Consider the following 24,335-nt stretch of genomic DNA (forward strand, 5'->3'; position numbering starts at 1 on the left):
CTCCATACAGAGGAAAGGGCGGCGGGAGCTTTGCGTTTGGAAACAGTGGAATGGCGAACCGGCCAGCCTTTGACCGACGATTACATAAATCGCTCCGAGAAGGCAAGCGGACTTTACGATTACGACCCTTGGTCGAAGGGGGCGTGGAGCGCGCGCGCGGACTGGTTAGACCGTGAACGGCCGTTCGGTGCAGATCGCGAAGGGCTTGCCGAAGCTTTGCGGGCTTTCAATCGCAAGGCCGGCAACGCTCCCGAGGCGTTGCAAGGGATCGAATCGCTGCGCGATGCACGCACGTTGTGCGTGGTAGGAGGGCAGCAGGCGAGTTTGTTTACGGGGCCGCTGATGGTCGTTTATAAGGCGATCACCATTATACAGGCGGCGAGGCAATCGGCTGAAGCGTTGAACCGGCCGGTTGTGCCGGTATTTTGGATTGCCGGGGAAGATCACGATTTCGACGAAGTGAATCACACCTATTTCTTGTCGGCCGATTTGCGGGTTGAGAAAATGAAGGTGGAGCGTCCGGACGATCGGCGTACGTCGGTCAGCCAAACCTTACTTAGCCGCGAACAATGGGAATCGGCTCTGGCGCAGCTCGATGCATCGTTGATGCCTACCGAGTTTAAGGAAGGCGTGCTGGCGGAATTCCGTTCGGCGGCGGAGTCTTCGGACACATTGGTGGATGGGTTCGCGAAGCTGCTGGCGGGCTTGTTCGGCAAGTACGGGCTTGTGCTGCTGGATTCGGACGATCCTGCGCTGCGCCGGCTGGAGGGACCGATGTTCCATACGTTGATCGAACGTTCGTCTGCGATCGGCGAGGCGCTGCTGCGCAATCGGGCACGCTTGCAGGAGCTTGGATACGAGCCTCAGGCGGACGGGAGCGAGAACAGTCTGAACTTGTTCGTGTTCGACGAGCGGGGCGAGCGGACGCTGCTGTTTGCAGATGCGTCAGGTCAGTGCTATACGGATCGTAAAGGCGAGCGCCGGTTTTCGAAGGAGCAGCTGCTCGACTGGGCGCAGACCGCGCCGGAGCGGCTCAGCAACAACGTGATGACGAGGCCGCTCATGCAGGATTACTTGCTGCCGGTGCTCGGCACGGTGCTCGGCCCCGCGGAGATCGCCTACTGGGGGTTGACGCAGCAAGCGTTCCATACGCTTGGCATGCGTATGCCGATTTTGTGGCCGCGTCTTGGCTTCACGATTGTGGAAGGGACCGCTCAGAAGAATATGCAGAAGCTCGGGCTGACCTTGGACGACGTCAGGTTCCGTCTGGAGGAACGGCGTCAGGCTTGGCTGGAAGCGCAAGACCGCTGGCAGCTGAAGGATCGTTTTGCCGACGTCAAGAACAAGTTCCGGGAGCTGTACGAGCCGATCGTGTCGTCGGTCGCCGAGATCAATCCGGGCCTGCAAAAGCTGGGTGAAACGAATTTAGGCAAAATTTTGGAGCAAATCGACTTCTTCGGGCAAAAGGCGGAAGACGGCCTCCGTTCGCAGAACGAATCGGGCTTGCGCCAGTTCGCGCGGATCGGTCAATCCGTCCTGCCGTCCGGCAAGCTGCAGGAGCGGGTATTCAATATCTCCGCGTATTTGAACAAGTACGGCAGCGCCTGGCTGGACGAATTGGTGCAAACCCCGCATGAAATTGACGGCAAGCACCGCATCTGTTATATGTAATTCATTTCATTATCTATTATGAGGAGGAAGTTTACGTGGCTAAAAGTACGGTAGATTCCAGTATAATCCGCGACATCTCGCTCGCGCACGAAGGGCATTTGAAAATCGATTGGGTGAATGCCCACATGCCGGTGCTGAATAAAATTCGCGAGCAATTCGAAAAAGAACAGCCGTTCAAAGGGCTTAAAGTGGCGATTTCGCTTCATCTTGAAGCAAAAACGGCCTATTTGGCCAAGGTTGTTCAAGCCGGCGGCGCGGAGGTGGCGATCTGCGGCAGTAACCCGCTCTCCACGCAGGACGACGTGTGCGCGGCGCTCGTCGAAGACGGGATTACCGTGTTCGCCAAGTACAACCCGGACCCGCAGGAGTACAAGGAACTAATGCTCAAGACGCTTGAGACCGAGCCGGACTTGATTATCGACGATGGCGGGGACTTGGTGACGATTCTTCATTCCGAGCGCAAGGATTTGCTGAAAAAGGTGCGCGGCGGCGCGGAAGAAACGACCACGGGCATTTTGCGCTTGAAGTCGCTTGAGAAAGACGGACAGCTGCAGTTCCCGATGGTTGCCGTCAACGACGCGTTCTGCAAATATTTGTTCGATAACCGGTACGGTACGGGCCAGTCGGTTTGGGACGGTATCAACCGGACGACGAACCTCGTTGTCGCCGGGAAAACAGTTGTCGTTGTCGGATATGGCTGGTGCGGCAAAGGTGTGGCGATGCGGGCCAAAGGACTCGGCGCCAACGTGATCGTGACGGAAATCGATGCGATCAAGGCGGTTGAAGCGTACATGGACGGATTTGCCGTTATGCCGATGGTGGAAGCGGCGAAAGTCGGCGACTACTTCGTCACGGTCACAGGCAACCGCGACGTCATTCGCGGCGAGCATTACGAAGTGATGAAGGACGGTGCGGTGTTGTCCAACGCCGGCCACTTCGACGTCGAAGTGAACAAACCGGAGCTCGAGGCATTGTCCGTATCGAAGCGTACCGTGCGCCGCAATATCGAAGAATATACCTTGAAGGACGGCCGCAAGTTTTATCTGCTCGCGGAAGGACGGCTCGTCAATCTGGCGGCAGGCGACGGTCATCCTGCGGAAATTATGGATATGACGTTCGCACTGCAAGCGATGTCCCTGAAATATGTGAACGACAACTATAAGCAAATCGGCAGCAAAGTGGTGAACGTGCCTTACGAGCTGGACGAACAGGTGGCTCGCTTCAAGCTGGCGGCGCTCGGCTTCGGTATCGACACGCTGACGAACGAGCAGAAGTCGTACTTGGACAGCTGGGCCGAGCATTAATACGATTGTATAAGGAGCGCCTCGACGAAACGGTCGAGGCGCTTTTTGGACGATAAGGGCAAGGTTTCCTGGCTTCTCGGATGTTTCCGGTATGTTTCGGCCGTATGGGAAGGGGCGCTTTGGATCGGAATCGGCGTTTTTTTAATTCGGGCTGGCGGTCTGTGCAACATCAATTCTTCCCCAATCGTCTGGATAGATAAGGCTGCGCTTCCTGTTAGGATTACGGAGGGCTGCCTGATGGATCGATTGCAGAGAGCGAGGGGGATTATCGAATGAAAGAAGAGAGAAGTCGGTCGGGCAACGGGTTCCGAGTCGCGATCAACCGCCGGGGCGCGAGGCTGCTGCTCGCGTCGGCGCTTATCGCGTCGGCGCTCGCGGGCTGCAGCTCCGCAAGCTCCGATAAATCCGCGAGCGAGGCCGCCAAATCGGGAGCACCGACGGCAAACTCGGCTCAGCACGAAAGTGTCAGTGCGGGCGCTGCCGATCAGGCGGGCGGCGAAGCGCAGAACGCCGCCGCCGCGTCTTCGCAGAACGCGCCGCCGCAGGGCGGGAGCTTTACCGGGCAAACGGCCGCGGAAGGCGACGATGCATACAGCCGTAAGATCATTTATCACGCCAACCTATCGATGCAGGTCGAGAACTACGCGGACACCGAGACGCGCGTGCAGGAGGCGGTTAAGCGTTCGGGCGGCTATGTGCTGCAGTTTAACGAAAGCACATCGGCATCGGAGAAGTCCGGCACCTTCGTCATCAAGGTCCCGGCGAACGGCTTCCAATCGCTGCTCGTCGAACTGGAGAAAATCAATCCGTCCATGCGCAAATCGATGGAAGGCCAGGATGTGACGGAGGAATATGTGGACCTCTCGTCCCGATTGAAGGCGAAGCAGCTTGTGGAAAGCCGGTTGATTTCCTTCATGGAGAAGGCGACGAAAGCGGATGAGCTGGTAGCCTTCTCGAGCGAGCTGGGCAAGGTGCAGGAAGAAATCGAACGTATTAAAGGGCGTATGCGTTATCTGGAGCAAAACGTATCGTACTCCACCATCGATCTGCGCATCGCGCAAAAAATCGGTTCGGCGGAGGCGATCGGCGCACAAGAACGAGGGCCGCTCGCAAAACGGGCATCCGCCGCGCTGCAGGGCTCGCTGACTGTGCTGAACGTCGTCCTGCAGGGGATCGTTGTCGTACTGGCCGGCGCGCTTCCGATTCTTGTGCTGCTTGTCATCGTCGCCATTCCGCTCTGGTGGGTGCGCCGCCGAAGGAAAGCGAAGCTGGCAAGCGTGCGACAGCGGCTGGCGGAAGAAAACAAAACCGAATAAATCGAAAAAATCCTGTTTCATCGCGACGATGAAGCAGGATTTTTTGTTAATATGGCGAAACATTACTATACAAGTGGTGGGAAGTGGGGTAAAGTGGAGGGAAAGGGGGTGGCGAGTGGTGTTCATGGGGGAGTATCAGCACACAGTCGACGACAAAGGCCGTATGATTGTGCCTGCCAAATTTCGTGAAGCCCTCGGAGCATCGTTCATCGTCACTCGCGGTCTCGATCAATGTTTGTTCGTGTATCCCATGCAAGAATGGTCTGTTCTGGAGCAAAAGCTTAAGGCGCTGCCTCTGATGAAATCAGATGCGCGTGCGTTTACGCGGTTTTTTTTCTCCGGCGCCACCGAATGCGAGCTGGACAAGCAAGGCAGAGTAAACCTGCCGAATACGTTGATCGACCATGCCAAGCTGGAGAAAGATTGCGTCGTGATCGGCGTATCCAACCGGGTAGAGATTTGGAGTAAGGCAATCTGGGAAGACTATTCCAGGCAATCGGAAGAATCGTTTGCCGAAATCGCCGAGAAGCTTGTCGACTTCAATTTTGACTTTTAATCCGGTGTTAGTTCGATGTAGGAGGATGGAGCCGTGTTTCATCATATTACGGTGCTTAAGCAAGAAGCCGTGGAAGGATTACATATAAAGCCTGACGGTATATATGTCGATTGTACGCTTGGCGGAGCCGGGCACAGTTTGGAAATTGCGTCGAGACTCGGTCCGGGCGGGCTGCTGATCGCATTTGATCAAGACGACATCGCCTTAGCGAACGCCAAAGAGCGTCTTTCCGGCGTTCAGGACAAGGTACGGCTCGTACGCAGCAACTTTCGTTATTTGGAACAGGAGCTCTCCCGAATTCCAGAGGCCGTGAAGGACGGGCATCCACAGGTCGACGGCATCTTGTTCGATCTCGGCGTCTCCTCGCCGCAGCTCGATGAAGCCGACCGGGGATTCAGCTACAACCACGATGCGGAGCTGGATATGCGGATGGACCGTACAGCGCCGCTTACGGCGAAAGATATTGTTAACGGTTGGTCCGAGAAAGAAATCGCCGATATTCTGTTCGAATACGGGGAGGAGAAATTCGCCCGGCGCATCGCCGCAAACATCGTCTCCGCCCGCAGCGCAGCTCCAATCGAGACGACGGGACAGCTGGTCGAGCTGATTAAAGAAGGGATTCCGGCTGCCGCGCGCAGAACCGGGCCGCATCCCGCCAAGCGCAGCTTCCAAGCGCTGCGGATTGCCGTCAACGACGAGCTTGGCGCCTTCGAGGATGCGCTGAAGCAAGCGGTGCGCTGCCTTGCTCCGGGAGGGCGGGTGGCCGTCATTACGTTCCATTCGCTCGAGGATCGCATCTGCAAGCAGACGTTCGCCGGGTACGTGGCAAAATGCATATGTCCGCCCGATCTTCCGATGTGCGCATGCAACCCGACAGGTCAATTGAAACTGGTTAACCGTAAGCCGATAGAACCGGGTGAAGAGGAGCTCGAAGCAAATCCGAGAGCCCGTTCGTCAAAACTTAGAATCGCGGAAAAAGTGAAGGATTAAGGGGGAGAATTATTTTGCCGGCTTATATTCATGGAAACCTAGCGGTGGAGCAGCGAACGGAGCAACAGGTGAAAGCGAAAGAGACGAAGCGCGTCGTACAACGGAATAAGACGCTGCCGCTGCAGGAAAAGCTGTTGTATTTGTTTACGGTTGCGATTTGCGTCGTCGTTGCAGGGTTGATTATTTGGCGTTACGCGCAAATTTACGAAATGAATGCCAACATCAGGAGCATCGAGCAGCAAATCGCCAAGCTGGAAGCGGAGAACAGCATTTTGAAGCAAAAGGTGGATGCTTTGTCCGAGCCGCACCGGATGCTCGAAAAAGCAAAGGAGCTCGGCTTCGTAACGCCTGAGCCCGATCAAGTGAAGACGAACAAGAACAAAGCCGCGGCCGATTCGAATGGACAAGCCGCGTCTAAATCGACCGAAACCAAGACGGCGTCCGGCGTCAAGAAAACGAAGGATCAGCCCTGATCCGTAAGCGGGAATAGGGGGATAAGACCATGACGAAAATGGTGAAACTGCGGTCGTTACTCATTGGAGGGGGATTCACCCTCCTTTTTGCTGTTCTGGTGACCCGATTGTATTGGGTGCAGGTTGTTCAAGGCGAAGAGCTGCTCTCCAAAGCGAAGGAAAAATGGGCGATGGACAAAGAAATTCCACCTATCCGCGGCACGATAACCGACCGGAACGGCAAGGCTTTGGCGGAAGATGCGCCTTCCTACACGATCGCGTTGGAGCCGGAAACGATTATGAACAAAGGACTTGAATTGGATGTCGTCAAAGGATTGGCGGCAATCTTAAGTCCGGCTGACGATGCGGGCGCTGTGATGGCGATGGAGGACAAGATCCGTACGCGCATCAACAAGAAGAAAGAGGACGGCAAGTATTACGCCCAGGTGGAGCTGGGGAACGATGGCTGGAAAATCGACGCCGAAACGGCTGATAAAATTAAGAAGATGATTTCCGATTTACAGTCGAAGCTGCCCAAGAAAAACGAAAGTACGGGAATCCTGCTGCTTCCCGAGCAGAAGCGGTTTTATCCCGCCGAGACGATGGCTTCGCACCTGATCGGATATATAAACAAGGAAGATAAGCCGATTATGGGGCTGGAATTAACGCTGGATAAATATTTGAGAGGTTCTCCCGGTTGGTTGATTTATGAGAAAGACCGGAAGGGCGTCGAGCTGCCGGACTCGCAAAGCCGGTATCAGCCGGCTGTCAACGGGGATGATGTGAAGTTGACCCTCGATAAAAATATTCAGTTTTATATCGAAAGCGCCTTGCAGAAGGTGAACGAGAAATTTAAGCCGAAAAGCATAACGGCGATTGCGGTCGATCCGCAAACGATGGAAATTTTAGGATTGGCGAACGTCCCGACGTTCAACCCGAACAAATATTGGGAAACGAAAGAAACGCGAGATTTTCTTAATCATGCCGTGGCCTCCCAATATGAACCCGGTTCTACCTTCAAGCTGGTCACATTAGCGGCTACCGTAGAAGAAGGGCTGTTCAATCCGAATGAGACGTATCAATCCGGTTCGATCAAAGTGGCCGACCGGCGTCTTCATGACCATAACATTTCAGGATGGGGGAAAATTTCGTACTTAGAAGGTTTGAAGCGTTCGAGTAACGTCGCCTTCGTTAAGCTTGGCATCGAGAAGCTCGGGCAGGACAAACTGCGCCAATATATTACCAAATTCGGCTTCGGCGCAAGGACGGGCATCGACATTTCCGGCGAGGTGCCGGGTATCGTCAATATGCGTTACGCTCCCGATTTTGCAACGGCGACCTATGGACAAGGCTTGACCGCTACCGCCATTCAACAAACGGCCGCCTATGCCGCCGTTGCGAACGGGGGCAAGCTGATGTGGCCTCATCTGATTAAAGAGATTACGAAGCCTGATACCGGCGAGGTTATCCAGAAGTTCGAACCGAAGGTGATCCGCGAAGTCGTATCGGAGAAGACGGCGAAGCAAGTCAGCGAATATTTGGAGCAGGTAGTCTCCGACCAGGATATTGGAACGGGAAAAAGAGCCTATATCGACGGCTACCGGATCGCCGGTAAGACAGGTACGGCCAACAAAGTGCTTCCGGGTGAAAAGGGATATGCCGAAGGGAGATGGGTCATTTCCTTTATCGGCTACGCCCCGATTGAAAATCCGCGCATTCTTGTTACGATTATCGCCGACGAGCCGGACCTCGGCGGGGACTACCATCGCGGTGGAGAGGTTGCCGCGCCTGCGTTTCGCGAGATTGTTTCGCAATCGCTGCGTTATATGGGGCTTGCTCCGACGACGGTACAGACGCAGCCGGCGCCGGTCAGCGAGAAGACGAAAGCGCCGGACTTGACCGGCATGACGCTTGACCAAGCGAAATCTTTAATGAACAAATCGGGCGTCAGTGTGGAATCGTATGGAAAAGGCTCGACCGTTTTGGCCCAATTGCCTGCTCCTGATACTGAAATCGGGAATTCGCAACGAATCTATGTAGTGCTGGAACAGCCTGAGCACGTATCGATCCCGAATTTAACCGGCAAATCGCTTCGCGACGCGATGGAAGTATGCTCGCTCCTGAAAGTGCGCTGTCAATCCGTAGGAGAAGGGTATGTGGCTGCCCAAACGCTCGAAGGAACCGAGAGCGAGCGGGTGCTGACGCTGTCCCTGAAGCCATACAGCGAACTGTTGGAGACGCCGGATAACCCGGCTGAATCCCCATCGTCCGCAACCGGAAGCAAAACCGATAAGAACGCCGCCAAACGATAGCTTGTTCTAACCCCGGGTTGTCCTGAATAGGGATGATATGAAACCATTCTTGATTCAGGAGGGGGAAGGAGCGGGCATGCGGGCATCGAATGTAACGGTTCGCCGACGATTATTCGCCGCACTGATAATAGGAACGATTTTGTTCTTCGCGCTGGTGGTGCGGCTCGCGTACGTGCAAATATGGATGGGGCCGAGGCTGTCGAAAGAAGCCGAGGAATCTTGGCGAAGAAACATCGAGGTTACGGCTAAACGGGGAGAGCTGCTTGACCGGAATGGCGTACAGCTGGCCTACAATATAAGCACGCCGACGGTCATGGCCATTCCTGTCCAGATCAAAGATCCGCAGATGACGGCGGCCAAGCTGGCGGCGGCGCTCGACCTCAGCGAAGCGGAAGTTTACAAACAAATTACAGTACGCAAATCTCAAGCTTATATCAAGCCCGGCGGCCGCAAAATTTCGCAGGAAAAAGCGCAGGAAATCCGCAATATGCAGCTGCCGGGCATTGTTGTCACCGAAGACAACAAACGGTATTATCCGTTCGGCGGATTGGCCGCACATGTGCTCGGTTTTACCGGAATTGATAATCAAGGCTTGACGGGCATAGAATTGAAGTATGATAAATTGCTCACGGGTCTCAATGGCGGCATTTCGTATTTGGCGCAAGCCAACGGCAAGCTGATGCCGGGATCGACCGACACGTACAAAGAGCCGATGGACGGACTCAATCTGCAGCTGACGATCGACAGCAACATTCAAGCGATCATGGAGCGGGAGCTTGATCAAGCGATGCTGAAATATCAACCGAAACACATCGTTGCGATCGCCATGGATCCGAACAACGGCGAGGTTCTTGCGATGGGGTCCCGGCCGGGTTATGAACCAAGCAACTACAAGCAATACCCGGTGGAAAGCTATAACCGCAACCTGCCGATTTGGATGACCTACGAGCCCGGATCAACCTTCAAGATCATTACGCTTGCTGCGGCCCTCCAGGAAAACAAAGTGAAGCTGACCGAAGGCTTTCACGATCCCGGCTCGATCGAGGTGGCGGGGGCGCGTCTTCGCTGCTGGAAGCGGCAAGGACACGGAAGCGAAACGTTCCAGCAGGTAGTTGAAAACTCTTGCAACCCGGGCTTCGTCGTCATGGGCCAGCGTCTGGGCACCGACTTGCTGTTCAAGTACATCCACGACTTCGGCTTTGGCAAAAAAACCGGCATCGACCTCGGCGGCGAGGAGAACGGCATTCTGTTCAAGCCGTCCCGCGTCGGTCCGGTCGAGCTGGCGACCACCTCGTTCGGCCAAGGAGTTTCGGTGACGCCGATTCAGCAAATTACGGCCATCTCGGCGGCGATCAACGGCGGTAAGCTGTACCAACCGCATGTGGCGAGGGCCTGGTATAAGCCGGAGTCCGGCGAGATGGTGCAGAAGGTCGAGCCGACCATGGTGCGGCAGGTCATCTCCGAGGCGACGTCCAAGCAGGTGCGCGAGACGCTGGAGAGCGTCGTGGCGAACGGAACCGGACGAAACGCGTTCATCGACGGCTATCGTGTCGGAGGGAAGACGGGAACGGCGCAAAAAGTTATTAACGGACGTTATTCCGCCGACGAGCACATCGTTTCATTCATCGGCTTCGCGCCTGCGGACGATCCGAAGGTCGTCATTTATGCGGCCGTAGACGACCCGCAAGGCATCCAGTTCGGCGGATTGATCGCAGCGCCGCTCGTGAAGAGCATGATGGAAGATACCTTGCGTTATATGAAGGTGCCTCCGCGGAAAGACCAGCTCGACCGCAAATACGTCTATGGCGACAAGCGCATCGTGGAAGTGCCGAATCTCGTCGGCATGACGGTCACCGATATTTACGAAGATTTAAATATGAATTTTCAGCTGGCCAAATCCGGTACCGGCAAGACGGTGATCAACCAGGTGCCGAAGCCGGGCACGCGTGTGGAGCAAGGCTCCACGATTCGCATCTACTTATCCGACACGGGCGTACCGCAGGAGCCGGCGCCGCCGGCGTCTTAAGCGGCCCCAGTCCCGCAATTTCATTATGAAAATTGAAAATTGGGCTTTTCATCGGGCGTTTTTTTGTCCATAATAGATACCATGTGTGAAAATGGGATCGATCATCCGTGCGGATTTTTATTCAACGAAGAAAGGTTTATCGAGACCATGTGTGAAAATGGAGATCGATCATCCGTGCTTTTTTTAACGATTTATTGACCAATGGAGGGGACGCTCGATGCAGCTACAAGAACTGGCCTCCCAGCTCGTCACGAGCCGCCTGATCGGCGACGGCGCCACGGAAGTGACCGGCATGGCGACCGATTCCCGCAAGGTCAAACCGGGCGACTTGTTCATCTGCGTACCGGGTTTGACTGTGGACGGTCATGATTACGCCGCCGTCGCCGTTGAGCGGGGGGCCTCTGCGCTGGTTGCGGAACGCGATCTGCGGGCGGGCGTTCCGACGCTGCTCGTGCGCGATGCCAGAATGGCGGCGGCCGTGCTTGCGAATCACTTTTACGGGTATCCGAGCCGGGAACTGAAGCTGATCGGAGTGACGGGCACGAACGGCAAGACGACCACGACGTATATATTGGAAAGCATTTTGAGCGATCAAGGGTTTCAGACCGGTTTGATGGGCAATATTCATGTCAAGATCGGATCGGAATACCGCGAGAATAAAGCGACGAATACGCAGGAAGCGCTGGAATTGCAGCGCATCTTGCGGGACATGGTCGAGGCCGGTACGGATTACGCGTTAATGGAAGTTTCTTCCCACGGGCTGGATATGGGCCGGGTGAAGGGATGCCGGTTCCGCACAGGTATTTTTACCAATTTAACGCAAGATCATTTGGATTATCACCTGACGATGGAGCAGTACCGGGATGCGAAAGGGCTTCTCTTCTCCAGACTGGGGAACGAGTATACGGAAGACCCGGCCCGCCGGCAGTTTGCTGTGCTGAATGCGGACGATGCCGCATCGGCGTATTACCGTAAAGCGACCGCCGCACAGACCATTACATACGCGATTGACGATGAGACTGCGGATGTGAGAGCGGTTGATATCGAAATGACGGCGGGCGGGACGCGTTTTCGATTGCTGACGTTTCAGGGCGAAGCCGAGGTGCGGATGCGTCTGGTCGGGAGATTCAACATCTATAACGCCCTGGGCGCCATCGCCGCAACATTGGCCGAAGGGATTCCGCTGCAGCGTATTGCGGACAGCATCTCGCGGATCGCTTCGGTAGAGGGGCGGATGGAGATTGTGGACGTCGGGCAGCCTTACTTGGTGCTGGTCGATTACGCCCATACGCCGGACGGTTTGAAGAACGCGTTAGCGACGATTCGCCAGTTTGCCGAAGGAAACGTGTATTGCGTGTTCGGCTGCGGCGGTGACCGGGACCGGAAGAAGAGGCCGGTGATGGGGGCGATTGCGGCGTCTTACAGCGACTATATTTACGTGACGTCCGATAACCCGCGGACGGAAGATCCCGAGCGGATTCTGCTCGACATCGAGCCGGGTCTTCGCGAAGCGGGCTGGGATACGTCCCGGTACGAACTGATCGCAGACCGCAAAGAAGCGATCCGCAAGGCGATTGGGCGTGCCGGGGCCAAAGACGTGGTTTTGATCGCGGGCAAAGGGCATGAAACATATCAGGAAATTTGCGGCGTCAAACATCCGTTCGACGACCGGTTGGTGGCTCAGGAAGCGATAAGGGGACGATGAAGCGTGATGAAACGAACGTTGGCTGAAATCGCCGTGATGGCGGGGGGCACGTTGACGGACGAATCGTCCGGAAGCTTGATGGCGCAGGGCGTATCGAAGGATACGCGGACGCTGGCGCCAGGCAATCTGTATATACCGTTAATCGGCGAAGCGTTCGACGGGCATCGATTCGTCGAAGCCGCTTCCCGGCAAGGAGCAGTCGGGTCGTTCTGGCAGCAGGATCGTCCGGATGCGCCCGAAGGCGTGCCGTTGATCTTGGTCGACGATACGCTGGCGGCGCTTCAGCGGCTGGCCGTTAATTACAAGCGGCAGCTTCACGTTAGAATTGTCGGCATAACCGGAAGCAACGGCAAAACGACGACGAAAGATATGACGGCAGCCGTGCTCCAGACTTCGTTTCGGGTGCACAAAACCGGGGGGAATTATAATAACCACATCGGGCTGCCGCTTACGCTGCTGCAATTATCGGAGGACACGGAGATCGCCGTGCTCGAGATGGGGATGAGCGGCCGGGGCGAAATCGAGTTTCTCTCGCGGCTCGCGGAGCCGGAAATTGCCGTGATTACGAACATCGGCGAAGCGCATCTGCTGCAGCTCGGCACGCGTCAGGAAATTGCGCGCGCCAAGACGGAAATATTGGCCGGCCTGCTGCCGGGGGGCACACTCGTATACAATGGCGACGAGCCCTTGATCGAGGAAGTGCTGCCGGAGCTGTCCGAGCCGGGACGGATGCAGGCTCCCTCGTATGGGCGCGTTCGGTTCGGCCATGGAGCGGAGAACGATCTGTATCCATCGGACATTAGAATGGATGCGAAAGGGACGCATTACCGTATCCATGAGGCGGGGGCGCGGGATTTTTACATTCCGCTGCTCGGCGCGCACAATGTGGTCAACTCGCTGGCCGCTTATGCCGTAGGCAGACATTTCGGTTTGGATGCGGAGACGATTGCGCGAGGATTGGCGGGTGCGGCGGTGACCGGCATGCGGATCGAGGTGATGCATGCGCCAAGCGGGCTTACGATCTTCAACGATGCCTACAACGCGAGTCCGACAGCGATGCGCGCTGCGATTGCGCTGCTGCATGAAGCGGAAGGCTTCGAGCGCAAATTCGCCGTACTGGGCGACATGCTGGAGCTGGGCGAGAACGAAGCGGCGTTTCACAGGGAGGTTGGCGAGATGCTCGATCCTGCGAAGGTGGAGGCTGTGTTCGTGTACGGTCCGCTCGCGGTTCATATCGCGGAAGGGGCGAGAACCCGGTTCCCGGACAACCGCGTCCGGCATTTTGAGGATAAAGAACAATTGGCGCACGAGCTCGGCCGAACGGCTGGCGCACACGACGTCGTGCTGATCAAGGGATCGCGCGGCATGCGAATGGAGCAAGTGGCCGCCTGGGTCATGCAATTGGGGGGATAAAGCTGTGGATTTCAATATCGTAATGATCACGCTGGGGGTTGCCTTTTTACTGGCGGTGATTATGGGTCCATTATTCATACCGCTGCTGCGCCGACTGAAATTCGGCCAGCAAATTCGGACGGACGGTCCGCAGGGACATTTGAAAAAAGCCGGAACGCCGACGATGGGCGGCATTATCATCATGCTGGCGCTGGCGCTCGCGGTCCTTCGCTTTGGCGAGAAAAATATGGAGACCGTCATTTTGCTGCTGGCGTCGTTAGGCTACGGATTCATCGGTTTTCTTGACGATTACATTAAAATTTTGTTCAAACGCTCGCTCGGCTTGACCGCAAAACAAAAACTGATCGGTCAGCTGCTCATTTCGGCGATCGTGTGCTTGCTGCTCGTACAATCCGGGCACAGCACCGATATACGCATTCCGTTCTTCGACGTATCGTTCGATCTCGGCTGGCTTTATTTTCCCTTTATCGTCTTTCTTATGCTCGGCACGTCCAATGCGGTCAACTTTACCGACGGTCTGGACGGGTTGCTTGCCGGCACGAGCGCGATTGCGTTCGGCGCTTATGCGATAATCGCCCTGAACAACACGCAGCCGAACGTCGCCATCTTCTCGGCGGCCATGGTCGGCGCGGTGCTCGGGTTTCTCGTGTTCAACGCGCATCCGGCGAAGGTGTTTATGGGGGATACCGGCTCGCTCGGCATTGGCGGAGGGCTGGTTGCAGTGGCGATCCTGACGAAAGCCGAAATATTGCTTGCGCTGATCGGCGGCGTGTTCCTGACGGAAATTTTGTCGGTCGTTATCCAGGTCGTATCCTTCAAGACAAGGGGCAAGCGTGTGTTTAAAATGAGCCCAATTCATCATCACTTTGAATTGGTGGGCTGGTCGGAGTGGCGCGTCGTCATATCTTTCTGGACGGCGGGTCTGATCTTGGCGGGTCTTGGACTATATATTAACGAGGTGTTATAAGGATGGAGCATCCTGCAAATTACCGCGGCCGCCAGGTCGTCGTCTTGGGTCTGGCGCGCAGCGGGGTCGCGGTCGCGAAATGGTTTCACGAAGCCGGCGCGAACGTGACGGTCAACGATAGGAAAGAACGAGAACTATGCCCTGAGGCCGACGAACTGGAGGCTCTGGGTATTTCTGTTGTTTGCGGCGGTCATCCGGCCGGACTTGTCCACGAGGGCGTGTCGCTCGTCGTGAAAAATCCAGGAATCCCCTATAGCGTGGAGCCGATTCGCCGTGCGGATGAGCTCGGCATTGAAACGGTCACCGAAGTGGAGGTGGCGTACTACCTATGCCAAGCTCCGATCATCGGCATTACCGGCTCAAACGGCAAGACGACGACGACGACATGGACCGGTCTGATGCTGGAGGCGGGCGGGCTGAAGCCTATCGTCGCCGGGAATATCGGGCGGGCCTTAACCGAAGCTGCGCTCGAAGCGGCGGAGGATAACCGGATGGTCGTGGAATTGAGCAGCTTTCAGCTGAAAGGCACGAGCAGCTTCCGGCCATCGATAGCCTGCTTGTTGAATGTGTATGAAACGCATCTTGATTATCATGGAACGATGAACGACTACGTTGTTTCGAAGATGAAGCTGTTCGCCAATCAAACGGAAGCCGATACGGCCGTCTTGAACTGGGACGATCCGGTTTGCCGCCAAACGGCGGCAAAGGTGCGTTCCCGCGTACTGCCGTTTTCCGTACGGGAGGAGCTGCCTTACGGGCTGTTCGTGAAGCCGAGCTTGAAGGAGGCGAAGGAGCGGCAAGTGACGGCCCTGTTAACGTACAGGGATGAAAAGGAGACCGAGCATACCATCCTGCCGGTCAGCGAACTCGGCATTCCCGGCAGCCATAACGTGGAGAATGCGCTCGCAGCGAGCGCGATGGCCATCGCTTCAGGCGTAGCTATCGAGACGATTGCCCGTGTGCTGCGCGAATTCAGGGGCGTTGAGCATCGCCTCGAATACGTGCGAACTAAGGACGGCGTCTTGTTTTATAATGATTCGAAAGCCACGAACCCGACGGCGACGATCAAGACGATCGAGTCGTTCGGTCAAGATATCGTCCTCGTGGCGGGCGGGCTGGACCGGGGCTCCGACTACATGGAGCTGCTTCCCGCGTTCCAGCGGCAGGTGAAAGGACTCGTCGCCATCGGCGAAACGAAAGAAAAAATTGTCCGTGTCGCCAAGCTCGCAGGCATGAGCCGTCTGAAAACCGTCGATACTGCTGCTAGCGGGTTGCAGGATACGGTGACGGATGCGGTGCGGGAAGCGTTCGCGCTCGCGAAGCCGGGCGACGTCGTGCTGTTATCGCCGGCGTGCGCCAGCTGGGACATGTTTCCTTCCTATGAGGAAAGGGGAAGAATGTTTAAGCAGTCCGTGCATAACCTTTAAACAGGAGGATGACAAGCCGCCTCCTAAATTTTTAAGGTTAGAGGTGTGGTCGCAATGGTCAAAGCACGGTCGGCTCCGGATATGTACTTGCTCGGCTCTACGCTGCTTCTGCTTGTCATCGGCGTTATTATGGTATACAGCGCCAGTGCGGTGCTGGCGTTTCGCGAATTCGGCGATGCGTTCTACTACTTGAAACGTCAGGCGCTGTTTGCGGCGCTCGGCGTTATCGCCATGTTTTTTATGATGAATACCGACTATTGGATTTGGAAGAGGTACGCCAAACCGGCGCTGATCGTCTGCTTCGTGCTGCTTGTCGCTGTCTTGATTCCGGGCATCGGGGTCGTTCGCGGCGGCGCCCGCAGCTGGCTCGGCATCGGGTCGTTCGGCATCCAGCCTTCCGAATTTATGAAGATGGGCATGATCATCTATTTATCCAAATGGCTGTCCGAGCAGAAGAACCCGATCACGGCGTTTACAAAAGGACTGCTGCCGCCCCTCGCTTTAGTCGGACTGGCTTTCGGGATCATTATGCTCCAGCCGGACCTTGGGACCGGCGCGGTGCTTGTCGGCGCTACACTGCTCATTATTTATACGGCGGGCGCGCGATTGCAGCACTTGTCGTATTTAGGGTTGATCGGGGTGGCGGGATTCATCGGCCTCGTGATAGCGGCCCCTTACCGGTTGAAGCGGATTACGGCTTTTCTCGATCCGTGGCAGGACCCGCTCGGCGCGGGCTATCAGGCGATACAATCGCTGTATGCGATCGGACCCGGCGGGCTCGTTGGGCTCGGACTTGGGATGAGCCGGCAAAAATACAGCTATTTGCCCGAGCCGCAAACGGACTTCATCTTTTCTATCATCGCGGAGGAGCTCGGCTTTATCGGCGGTTCCTGCGTGCTCATTCTGTTTATGGTGCTGGTCTGGCGCGGCATGCGCACGGCCATTACGGCTCCCGATACGTTCGGCAGCCTGCTCGCCACCGGCATCGTCGGCATGATCGCTGTGCAAGTCATCATCAATATCGGCGTCGTCATCGGCATGTTCCCGGTCACGGGCATCACGCTGCCGCTGATCAGCGCGGGCGGTTCTTCCTTAACATTGATGCTGACCTCCATCGGCATACTGCTTAATATTTCCCGATATTCGAGGTGAGTTTCGCATATGAACAAAATCGTCTTCACCGGCGGAGGGACCGCCGGCCATGTGACGCCCAATTTGGCGGTCATGGCCAAACTGCGCGAGCGGGGGTGGGAGATCCACTATATCGGTTCCCGGAACGGGATTGAACGCGAAATCGTCGAGCATGAAGGGGTACCGTTCCATCCCATCGCCTCCGGCAAGCTTCGCCGCTATTTCGATTTGAAAAACTTCAAAGACCCTTTCCGCGTCGCGTTAGGCGTCGGGCAAGCGTACGGACTGCTTCGGCGGCTCAAGCCGCACATCGTCTTCTCCAAGGGCGGCTTCGTTTCCGTTCCGGTCATCGTGGCATGCCGGCTGGCCGGCGTACCGGTCATTTCGCATGAATCCGATTTAACCCCCGGCCTGGCCAATAAAATCTCAATGCCCTTTGCCTCCCGCATCTGCGTTACCTTCCCTGAGACGTTGCAATACGTGCGCAGCGATAAAGCGGAATGCACGGGCTTGCCGATACGCGAGCAAATTTTGCAAGGGGCAGCCGCTCGGGGCCTCTCGCTGTGCGGCTTTCATTCGCAAAAGCCGGTGCTGCTGGTGATGGGCGGCAGCCTTGGGGCGCAGCGCATCAATCAGACGGTGCGCGCGTCGCTCGATACGCTGCTGCAGCGCTATCAGATCATTCACATCTGCGGCAAAGGACATGTCGATCCGACGCTGGCAGGCAAACGCGGCTACAGCCAATTCGAATACGTCAAGGACGAACTGCCGGACCTGCTCGCCGCCGCCGATCTTGTCGTATCGCGGGCAGGCTCGACGTCCATTTTCGAATTTCTTGCCTTAAACAAGCCGATGCTGCTTATTCCGTTATCGCGGGCGGCAAGCCGGGGCGACCAAATATTGAACGCGAATTCGTTCCAGAGCCAAGGCTACGCGCACGTTTTGTTCGAAGAAGACTTATCGGCGGACGCGCTCGTGAGCGGAATTTCCGCCTTGTATGACGAACGGGATGCGATGAAGCGGCGCATGGCGGATAACCCTTACGGCAACGGAACCGAAACCATCGTCCGACTGCTCGAGGCGCTTAAGCGTTCCGGCGGTTGACGAATTTAGCAATAGGCGATTGTCACACTCTGCAGCATTCCACATAAACTACACTATAACCGTGACAGACACCCGGCGAAGCGGCAAGCGGCAAGCGGCTCGGATACAAAAGACAGTCGGAGCCCGGCGGCCGGCCGCTCTCTATTTTTCGAACGATATTCGAGAATAGGGTGCCAGGGCGTTCTGTGAAGGAGGTTGTTCCCATGCAACAGGTCATATCAGAATTGATGAAGGGATCGTTCGGCGAGGTTCGCCTTGACGAACCGCTTGCCCCCTACACGACATGGAAGATCGGAGGGCCGGCTGACGTTCTGCTTATTCCGGAGAATAAGACGCAGCTTGTGGCGGCAGTGAAGCTGCTCCATCAGCACCGCGTCCCATGGACGGCGCTCGGTCGGGGCTCCAACATGCTCGTCGCGGACAAAGGCATACGCGGTGTCGTGATCAAATTGGGGGATGCGCTGGAAACCGTCCGGATTGAAGGGGAGTCGATTGTGGCCGGCGGCGCATATTCGTTCATCAAGCTGTCGGTCATCGCCGGCAAAGAAGGATTGACCGGCTTGGAGTTCGCGGGAGGCATCCCGGGAACCGTGGGAGGCGCCGTCTACATGAACGCCGGGGCGCACGGCTCTGACGTGTCACGAATACTACAGCGGGCTGAAGTGCTGCTCCCGAGGGGTGAGTTGGTTACGCTGCAAAACGAGGACTTGGCATATGCTTATCGACATTCGATTCTGCAAACGAACCCGGGCATCGTCACGGAGGCGGAATTCCGGCTCCGTTATGGCGACCGGAAGGAAATTGCGGCGGCGATGGCTGCCTACAAGGACCGCCGGTTGCGAACGCAGCCGCTGCAGCTGGCCTGCGCGGGCAGTGTCTTCCGGAATCCGGAAGGCCGTCACGCGGCGCAGCTGATCGAAGAAGCGGGCCTGAAAGGCCTGCGTGTCGGAGGCGCCGAAGTCTCGCCCTTGCACGCCAATTTCATCGTCAACATAGGGCAGGCGACAGCCTACGACGTGCTCACCTTGGTCGAACAAGTCAAAGAAACGGTCCGTACCCGATTCGGAGTAACTCTCGTACCTGAAGTATTGGTGGTGGGTGAGCGGTAAATCGGAGGTGGGACTTTGGAAAAGTTGGTTATCGAAGGCGGGAAACCACTATCGGGAGCCATCAGCATTCACGGCGCGAAAAACGCCGCACTGCCGATCCTGGCAGCGAGTATCATGGCGGAAGGAACGGTTAAGATCGAGAACGTCCCCGATCTTTCCGACATCGGCGTCATGTTGGGCATTCTTCGTTCCTTGGGGTGTAAAGTGGAGCTGGCCGGAGATACGGTCATCGTTAATACGAATGCGGTTCATCAGTATCACATCCCGGAAAGCTTGATGAGCCAAATGCGTTCCTCGATATTCTTGATGGGGCCGCTGCTGGCGCGGCTCGGCAAAGTGGAGCTTTATCAGCCAGGGGGCTGCGCGATCGGCGAGCGTAAAATCGACTTGCATTTAAAAGGTCTCGCAGCGCTGGGCGTCGTCATCGAAGACAACGGCAGCCGTATCGTATGCACGGCGAAGGAACTGGTCGGCGCCGACATCGTGCTTGACTATCCGAGCGTTGGCGCTACGGAGAACATCATGATGGCAGCGGCGATGGCCCGGGGAAAAACGACGCTCACCAATGCGGCTCGCGAGCCTGAAATCCAAGATTTGCAAAACTTCCTTAATGCGATGGGGGCGAGAATCATCGGCGCCGGCACGGATACGATTACGATCGAGGGCGTTCCGGAACTCGTCCCATGTACTTACCGGATTATTCCCGATCGTATCGTCGCAGGTACGATCATGATCGCCGCAGCGGTTACCCGGGGCAGCGTTACCCTGAATGGCGTCTGCCCGGCTCATCTTACTTCGGCCATTCATGTCCTCAAACGCGCAGGTGTTCAAATCACAATCGACGGTGATATAATGTACGTATGCGGGTCCGGCCGACTGAAAGCGGTCGAGAGGATCGTCACGTCGCCCTACCCGTCATTTCCAACGGATTTACAGTCGCAGATCATGGTGCTCTTGAGCCTCGCCGACGGCGTCAGCATCGTCAAAGAAACCGTATTCGAAGGCCGTTTCAAACACGTCGACGAATTGTCCCGCATGGGCGCTGACATTCGCGTCGATCTGAACTCGGCATTCATCCGGGGCGTACCGCGGTTGTACGGCGCCACGGTGGAAGCGACCGACCTGCGCGCAGGCGCTGCGCTCGTCATCGCGGGTTTAACCGCGCAAGGCACGACCGTTATCGAACAAATTCATCATATCGACCGCGGTTATGACCGCATCGAACTGATGCTTCGCAGCCTTGGCGCGAACATTCTTCGGACGGCGCCGGTCGTCATGGAATAAGCCATGTTATTTTCATTCATATGAACGCAACCGCCGGGTTATCCCTTTTTCTTCTTGAAAGAGGGGTAATCCGCGGTTTACATATGGCAAGAGGAGGCCCTCATGGAGGAACGACTTCCCGTAATCAAACAACAAAAACAAAAACCGCGCAGCCGCAGCAGCAAAAAGCTGCTTCTGTTTCTTTTTTTGTTTTTCGTCACGCTGCTGCTGGTGCTCTTCTTCCAATCGTCGCTGAGCAAGATTACGGAGGTGTCCATTCAGGGCCAGCAGCTCGTGGCCGAAGAACAAATTCGTACCGCGGCGGCTGTCGTGCCGGGAGATCACTTCTTCTCCGTGTCGTCAGCGCGAATCGCGGCGCAAATCAAATCATTGCGGATGATCGAAAGGGTCGAAGTGAAGAAACGCTTTCCCGGACGAATTGAAATTTACGTTTATGAATACCCGAAGGTTGCCTACCAGTTCGGCGAAGGCGGTCAAGTGGAAGCGCTGCTTGCAGACGGGAGCGTCATTCCCGTCACGATGCATGGAGCCAGATTGGACAAGCCGATCCTGTCGGGCTGGAGCAAGGACGACCCCTTGAAGATACAGCTGTGCGCGGCGATGTCGAAGCTGCCCGAGGCGCTTTTTGCGGATGTTTCCGAAATCAAGCCGGCGCCAAGCGCGTCGTACCCGGATAAAATCAAGATGTATACGCGCTCGCAGTTCGAGATCATTACGACGATCGGTTACTTGCCGGACAAGATGCCCAACATGGAATCGTACATTGCCAGCATCCGTGAGAACAATAAAACGAGCGGCGTGCTGACGATGCTGCTTGCGGATTCATTTGCGCCTTTCGAGGCTGCCGGCAATAAGCAGGAACCGGTCAAATCCGGTACGAAAACGCAGCCTTAGTCTCTATAAATAGGTCTACTCAAGCATAGAAAATAATGATAGAATTATAATTATGGTATATTTTGCGCTTTTCTTTTGAAAAAAATTTCATACAAAAGAGGAAACCGCCAGAGCGTGTGGAATACTTACAAGCAGGTTTGCTGACCACGGCTCATATACACTACATTTTACAGGAGGTGCCACGGGTTGAGCAGCAATGACATCATTGTTAGTTTGGACATCGGTACATCCAAAGTTCGTGCTATTATTGGGGAAGTCGTTAACGGCGCCATTAACATAATAGGAGTTGGATCTGCCGACTCGCAAGGAATTCGCAAAGGAGCCATTGTCGATATCGATCAGACGGTCCAGTCGATTCGAAGCGCAGTGGATCACGCGGAACGGATGGTAGGCATTCAGATTTCGGATGTGTACGTAGGTATTTCCGGCAACCATATCGCACTTCAATCCAGTCACGGCGTAGTAGCCGTATCCAACGAGGACCGCGAGATCGGAGACGAGGATATCGAACGCGTTATCCAAGCGGCGAAAGTGATTCCGTTAGCCCCCGAGCGCGAAATTATCGGCGTAGTGCCGAACCAATATGTAGTGGATGGAACGGACCAAATTTACGATCCGCGAAGCATGATCGGCGTCCGGTTGGAAGTGGAAGCGACGATTGTGACCGGTACGAAGACGGCCATACATAATTTGCTTCGCGTTGTAGAAAAATCAGGGCTGCGGGTATCGGGGTTGATCTTGATGTCGCTTGCCGCAGGGCACCTGGCGTTGTCGAAAGACGAGAAGGCTATGGGTACCGTGTTAGTCGACATCGGAGCCGGCGCAACGACGATAGCCGTGTTTGATGAGAACCATTTGGTTGCCACTTCCACGTTGCCCATCGGCGGGGAATATATTACGAACGATATTGCATACGGACTTCGCACACAGGCAGACATTGCCGAGAAGATCAAGCTGAAATTCGGATGCGCAGTCGTCGAGCATGCGGCTTCGGACCAAGTGTTTAAAGTAAACCGGATTGGAAGCAACGTGGACAAGGAATTCTCGCAGGTCGATCTGGCGAACATTATCGAACCGCGCGTTCAAGAAATTTTTCATTTGATCCGCATGGAAGTGCAGCGTCTGGGATTTTCCGAGCTGCCGGGCGGTTATGTATTAACTGGCGGAACGGTATCCATGCCGGGCATGCTGGCGATCGCTCAGGTCGAACTCGCTTCGTCGGTACGCATCGCCGTACCGGACTTTATTGGAGTTCGTGATCCTGCGTATACGAGCGGAGTCGGAATTATACAATATGCGTCCAAATATTTGCGGAATTCCAAATCGGGCTCAGGCGCCAAGCGGACGGTAAGCAAGAAAGCGTCTTCCGGTCAAGAGCAGAAGCCTTCGGCCATGGAACGGTTTAAAAATTGGTTAAGCGAGTTTATTTAGCGTGGATCGTGCTCACGCGATGAAAGCCTAATGAGGGGGAAGACGCTAGTATGTTTGAAATTGATATGGACTTGGACCAACTGGCTAAAATAAAGGTCATCGGTTGCGGCGGGGGCGGCAGCAACGCGGTCAACCGGATGATCGACAACGGTGTGAAGGGCGTCGAGTTCATTACCGTGAATACGGATGCTCAAGCGTTACACCTTTCCAAATCCGATACGAAATTGCAGATCGGCGACAAGTTAACGCGCGGTCTCGGCGCCGGGGCCAACCCGGAGGTCGGGAAGAAGGCGGCGGAAGAGTCGCGCGAATTGATTTTTAACGCGCTGAAGGGCTCCGATATGGTGTTCGTTACGGCGGGTATGGGCGGCGGCACGGGAACGGGCGCAGCGCCTGTTATCGCCGAAATCGCCAAAGAATGCGGAGCATTGACCGTCGGCGTCGTCACACGTCCGTTTACGTTCGAAGGCCGTAAACGGGCGATGCAAGCCGATCAGGGCATTGCCGCATTGAAAGAAAAAGTAGATACGCTGATCGTGATTCCGAACGACCGCCTGCTCGAAATCGTTGATAAGAAAACGCCGATGCTGGAAGCGTTCCGCGAAGCGGATAATGTGCTTCGTCAAGGCGTACAAGGGATCTCCGATTTGATCGCGGTTCCCGGCTTGATCAACCTCGACTTCGCGGACGTGAAGACCATCATGACTGAACGCGGTTCCGCGTTGATGGGCATCGGCGTCGCGACCGGCGAGAACCGTGCGGCGGAAGCGGCCAAGAAGGCGATTATGTCGCCGCTCCTGGAGACGTCGATCGACGGCGCGCGCGGCGTACTGATGAACATTACCGGCGGCGCCAACTTGTCGCTGTACGAAGTGAACGAAGCGGCCGATATCGTCGCGTCGGCTTCCGACCTCGAGGTCAACATGATCTTCGGCGCCGTTATTGACGAGACGTTGAAAGACGAAATTATCGTCACGGTTATCGCGACCGGCTTTGAGCATAAGAGCATCTCGACGACCCAGCGTAAGCCGGGCGGCACAGGCGCTGCGCCAAGCACGGGCGGGAGCCAGCAAGAGAACACGGACAACCGACTGAACAATTTGCGTCCGTTCGGCGGTCAAACGTCTAACGACCAGCTGGACATCCCCGCATTTCTGCGCAACCGGAACCGCAACGGATTCGACAACAAATAATGGCATTGCCGGTTAACGTAACAGCCGTTCTTCCTTAGGGAGAACGGCTG

The 24,335-nt window shown here is 56.0% G+C and carries 19 protein-coding genes; all 19 read left to right on the forward strand.

The features are described 5' to 3' along the window. The first annotated feature begins 45 nt into the window (after nucleotides 1-45). The 19 genes from bshC (at nucleotide 46) to ftsZ (ending at nucleotide 24,285) form a co-directional block, all read left to right on the forward strand. The gene (gene bshC / locus PVA01S_RS16515) at nucleotides 46-1,671 is read left to right on the forward strand and encodes a bacillithiol biosynthesis cysteine-adding enzyme BshC (protein WP_236595857.1); all 1,626 of its coding nucleotides are present in this window, start codon (nucleotides 46-48) and stop codon (nucleotides 1,669-1,671) included. Between the two features lie 35 nt (nucleotides 1,672-1,706). Next, complete coding sequence (locus PVA01S_RS16520) at nucleotides 1,707-2,975, forward strand: adenosylhomocysteinase (RefSeq protein WP_127608527.1); 1,269 nt, start codon at nucleotides 1,707-1,709, stop codon at nucleotides 2,973-2,975. Between the two features lie 272 nt (nucleotides 2,976-3,247). Continuing rightward, complete coding sequence (locus PVA01S_RS16525; RefSeq protein WP_127608528.1) at nucleotides 3,248-4,291, forward strand: DUF4349 domain-containing protein; 1,044 nt, start codon at nucleotides 3,248-3,250, stop codon at nucleotides 4,289-4,291. A 118-nt stretch (nucleotides 4,292-4,409) separates the two neighbouring features. Beyond that, on the forward strand, nucleotides 4,410-4,847 hold the full coding sequence (gene mraZ / locus PVA01S_RS16530) for a division/cell wall cluster transcriptional repressor MraZ (protein ID WP_127608541.1): 438 nt from the start codon (nucleotides 4,410-4,412) through the stop codon (nucleotides 4,845-4,847). 33 nt (nucleotides 4,848-4,880) lie between these two features. After that, a complete protein-coding gene (gene rsmH, locus PVA01S_RS16535) occupies nucleotides 4,881-5,837 on the forward strand; it encodes a 16S rRNA (cytosine(1402)-N(4))-methyltransferase RsmH (protein WP_127608529.1) in 957 nt (318 codons plus the stop codon). Nucleotides 5,838-5,851: 14 nt separating this feature from the next. Then, the gene (gene ftsL, locus PVA01S_RS16540; protein WP_127608530.1) at nucleotides 5,852-6,310 is read left to right on the forward strand and encodes a cell division protein FtsL; all 459 of its coding nucleotides are present in this window, start codon (nucleotides 5,852-5,854) and stop codon (nucleotides 6,308-6,310) included. A gap of 29 nt (nucleotides 6,311-6,339) precedes the next feature. Further along, entirely contained in the window at nucleotides 6,340-8,601 is a 2,262-nt protein-coding gene (locus PVA01S_RS16545; protein ID WP_127608531.1) for a peptidoglycan D,D-transpeptidase FtsI family protein, read from the forward strand. Nucleotides 8,602-8,677: 76 nt separating this feature from the next. After that, on the forward strand, nucleotides 8,678-10,627 hold the full coding sequence (locus PVA01S_RS16550; RefSeq protein WP_127608532.1) for a stage V sporulation protein D: 1,950 nt from the start codon (nucleotides 8,678-8,680) through the stop codon (nucleotides 10,625-10,627). A gap of 217 nt (nucleotides 10,628-10,844) precedes the next feature. Further along, complete coding sequence (locus PVA01S_RS16555; protein WP_127608533.1) at nucleotides 10,845-12,332, forward strand: UDP-N-acetylmuramoyl-L-alanyl-D-glutamate--2,6-diaminopimelate ligase; 1,488 nt, start codon at nucleotides 10,845-10,847, stop codon at nucleotides 12,330-12,332. 3 nt (nucleotides 12,333-12,335) lie between these two features. Further along, the gene (locus PVA01S_RS16560) at nucleotides 12,336-13,745 is read left to right on the forward strand and encodes a UDP-N-acetylmuramoyl-tripeptide--D-alanyl-D-alanine ligase (RefSeq protein WP_127608534.1); all 1,410 of its coding nucleotides are present in this window, start codon (nucleotides 12,336-12,338) and stop codon (nucleotides 13,743-13,745) included. Between the two features lie 4 nt (nucleotides 13,746-13,749). Beyond that, nucleotides 13,750-14,712 carry a phospho-N-acetylmuramoyl-pentapeptide-transferase gene (mraY, locus tag PVA01S_RS16565; RefSeq protein WP_054795529.1) on the forward strand — a complete coding sequence of 321 codons (963 nt, stop codon included), beginning with the start codon at nucleotides 13,750-13,752 and terminating at the stop codon, nucleotides 14,710-14,712. 2 nt (nucleotides 14,713-14,714) lie between these two features. Then, entirely contained in the window at nucleotides 14,715-16,139 is a 1,425-nt protein-coding gene (murD, locus tag PVA01S_RS16570; RefSeq protein ID WP_127608535.1) for a UDP-N-acetylmuramoyl-L-alanine--D-glutamate ligase, read from the forward strand. 54 nt (nucleotides 16,140-16,193) lie between these two features. Then, nucleotides 16,194-17,291 (forward strand): stage V sporulation protein E, encoded by a 1,098-nt coding sequence (spoVE, locus tag PVA01S_RS16575; protein WP_127608536.1) that lies wholly within the window; start codon nucleotides 16,194-16,196, stop codon nucleotides 17,289-17,291. Between the two features lie 9 nt (nucleotides 17,292-17,300). After that, nucleotides 17,301-18,374: an undecaprenyldiphospho-muramoylpentapeptide beta-N-acetylglucosaminyltransferase gene (locus PVA01S_RS16580; protein ID WP_054798714.1), complete on the forward strand. Its 1,074-nt coding sequence runs from the start codon at nucleotides 17,301-17,303 to the stop codon at nucleotides 18,372-18,374. Between the two features lie 203 nt (nucleotides 18,375-18,577). After that, nucleotides 18,578-19,483 (forward strand): UDP-N-acetylmuramate dehydrogenase, encoded by a 906-nt coding sequence (gene murB / locus PVA01S_RS16585; protein WP_127608537.1) that lies wholly within the window; start codon nucleotides 18,578-18,580, stop codon nucleotides 19,481-19,483. Nucleotides 19,484-19,498: 15 nt separating this feature from the next. Then, complete coding sequence (gene murA / locus PVA01S_RS16590; protein WP_127608538.1) at nucleotides 19,499-20,767, forward strand: UDP-N-acetylglucosamine 1-carboxyvinyltransferase; 1,269 nt, start codon at nucleotides 19,499-19,501, stop codon at nucleotides 20,765-20,767. Nucleotides 20,768-20,869: 102 nt separating this feature from the next. Beyond that, complete coding sequence (locus tag PVA01S_RS16595) at nucleotides 20,870-21,661, forward strand: cell division protein FtsQ/DivIB (protein WP_127608539.1); 792 nt, start codon at nucleotides 20,870-20,872, stop codon at nucleotides 21,659-21,661. Nucleotides 21,662-21,847: 186 nt separating this feature from the next. Then, the gene (ftsA, locus tag PVA01S_RS16600; protein ID WP_127608540.1) at nucleotides 21,848-23,092 is read left to right on the forward strand and encodes a cell division protein FtsA; all 1,245 of its coding nucleotides are present in this window, start codon (nucleotides 21,848-21,850) and stop codon (nucleotides 23,090-23,092) included. A 50-nt stretch (nucleotides 23,093-23,142) separates the two neighbouring features. Continuing rightward, nucleotides 23,143-24,285: a cell division protein FtsZ gene (ftsZ, locus tag PVA01S_RS16605; protein WP_054795532.1), complete on the forward strand. Its 1,143-nt coding sequence runs from the start codon at nucleotides 23,143-23,145 to the stop codon at nucleotides 24,283-24,285. Nucleotides 24,286-24,335: the final 50 nt, after the last annotated feature.

This window comes from Paenibacillus validus NBRC 15382, assembly GCF_004000985.1.
In the GTDB taxonomy this organism is placed as follows: Bacteria; Bacillota; Bacilli; order Paenibacillales; family NBRC-103111; genus Paenibacillus_G; species Paenibacillus_G validus.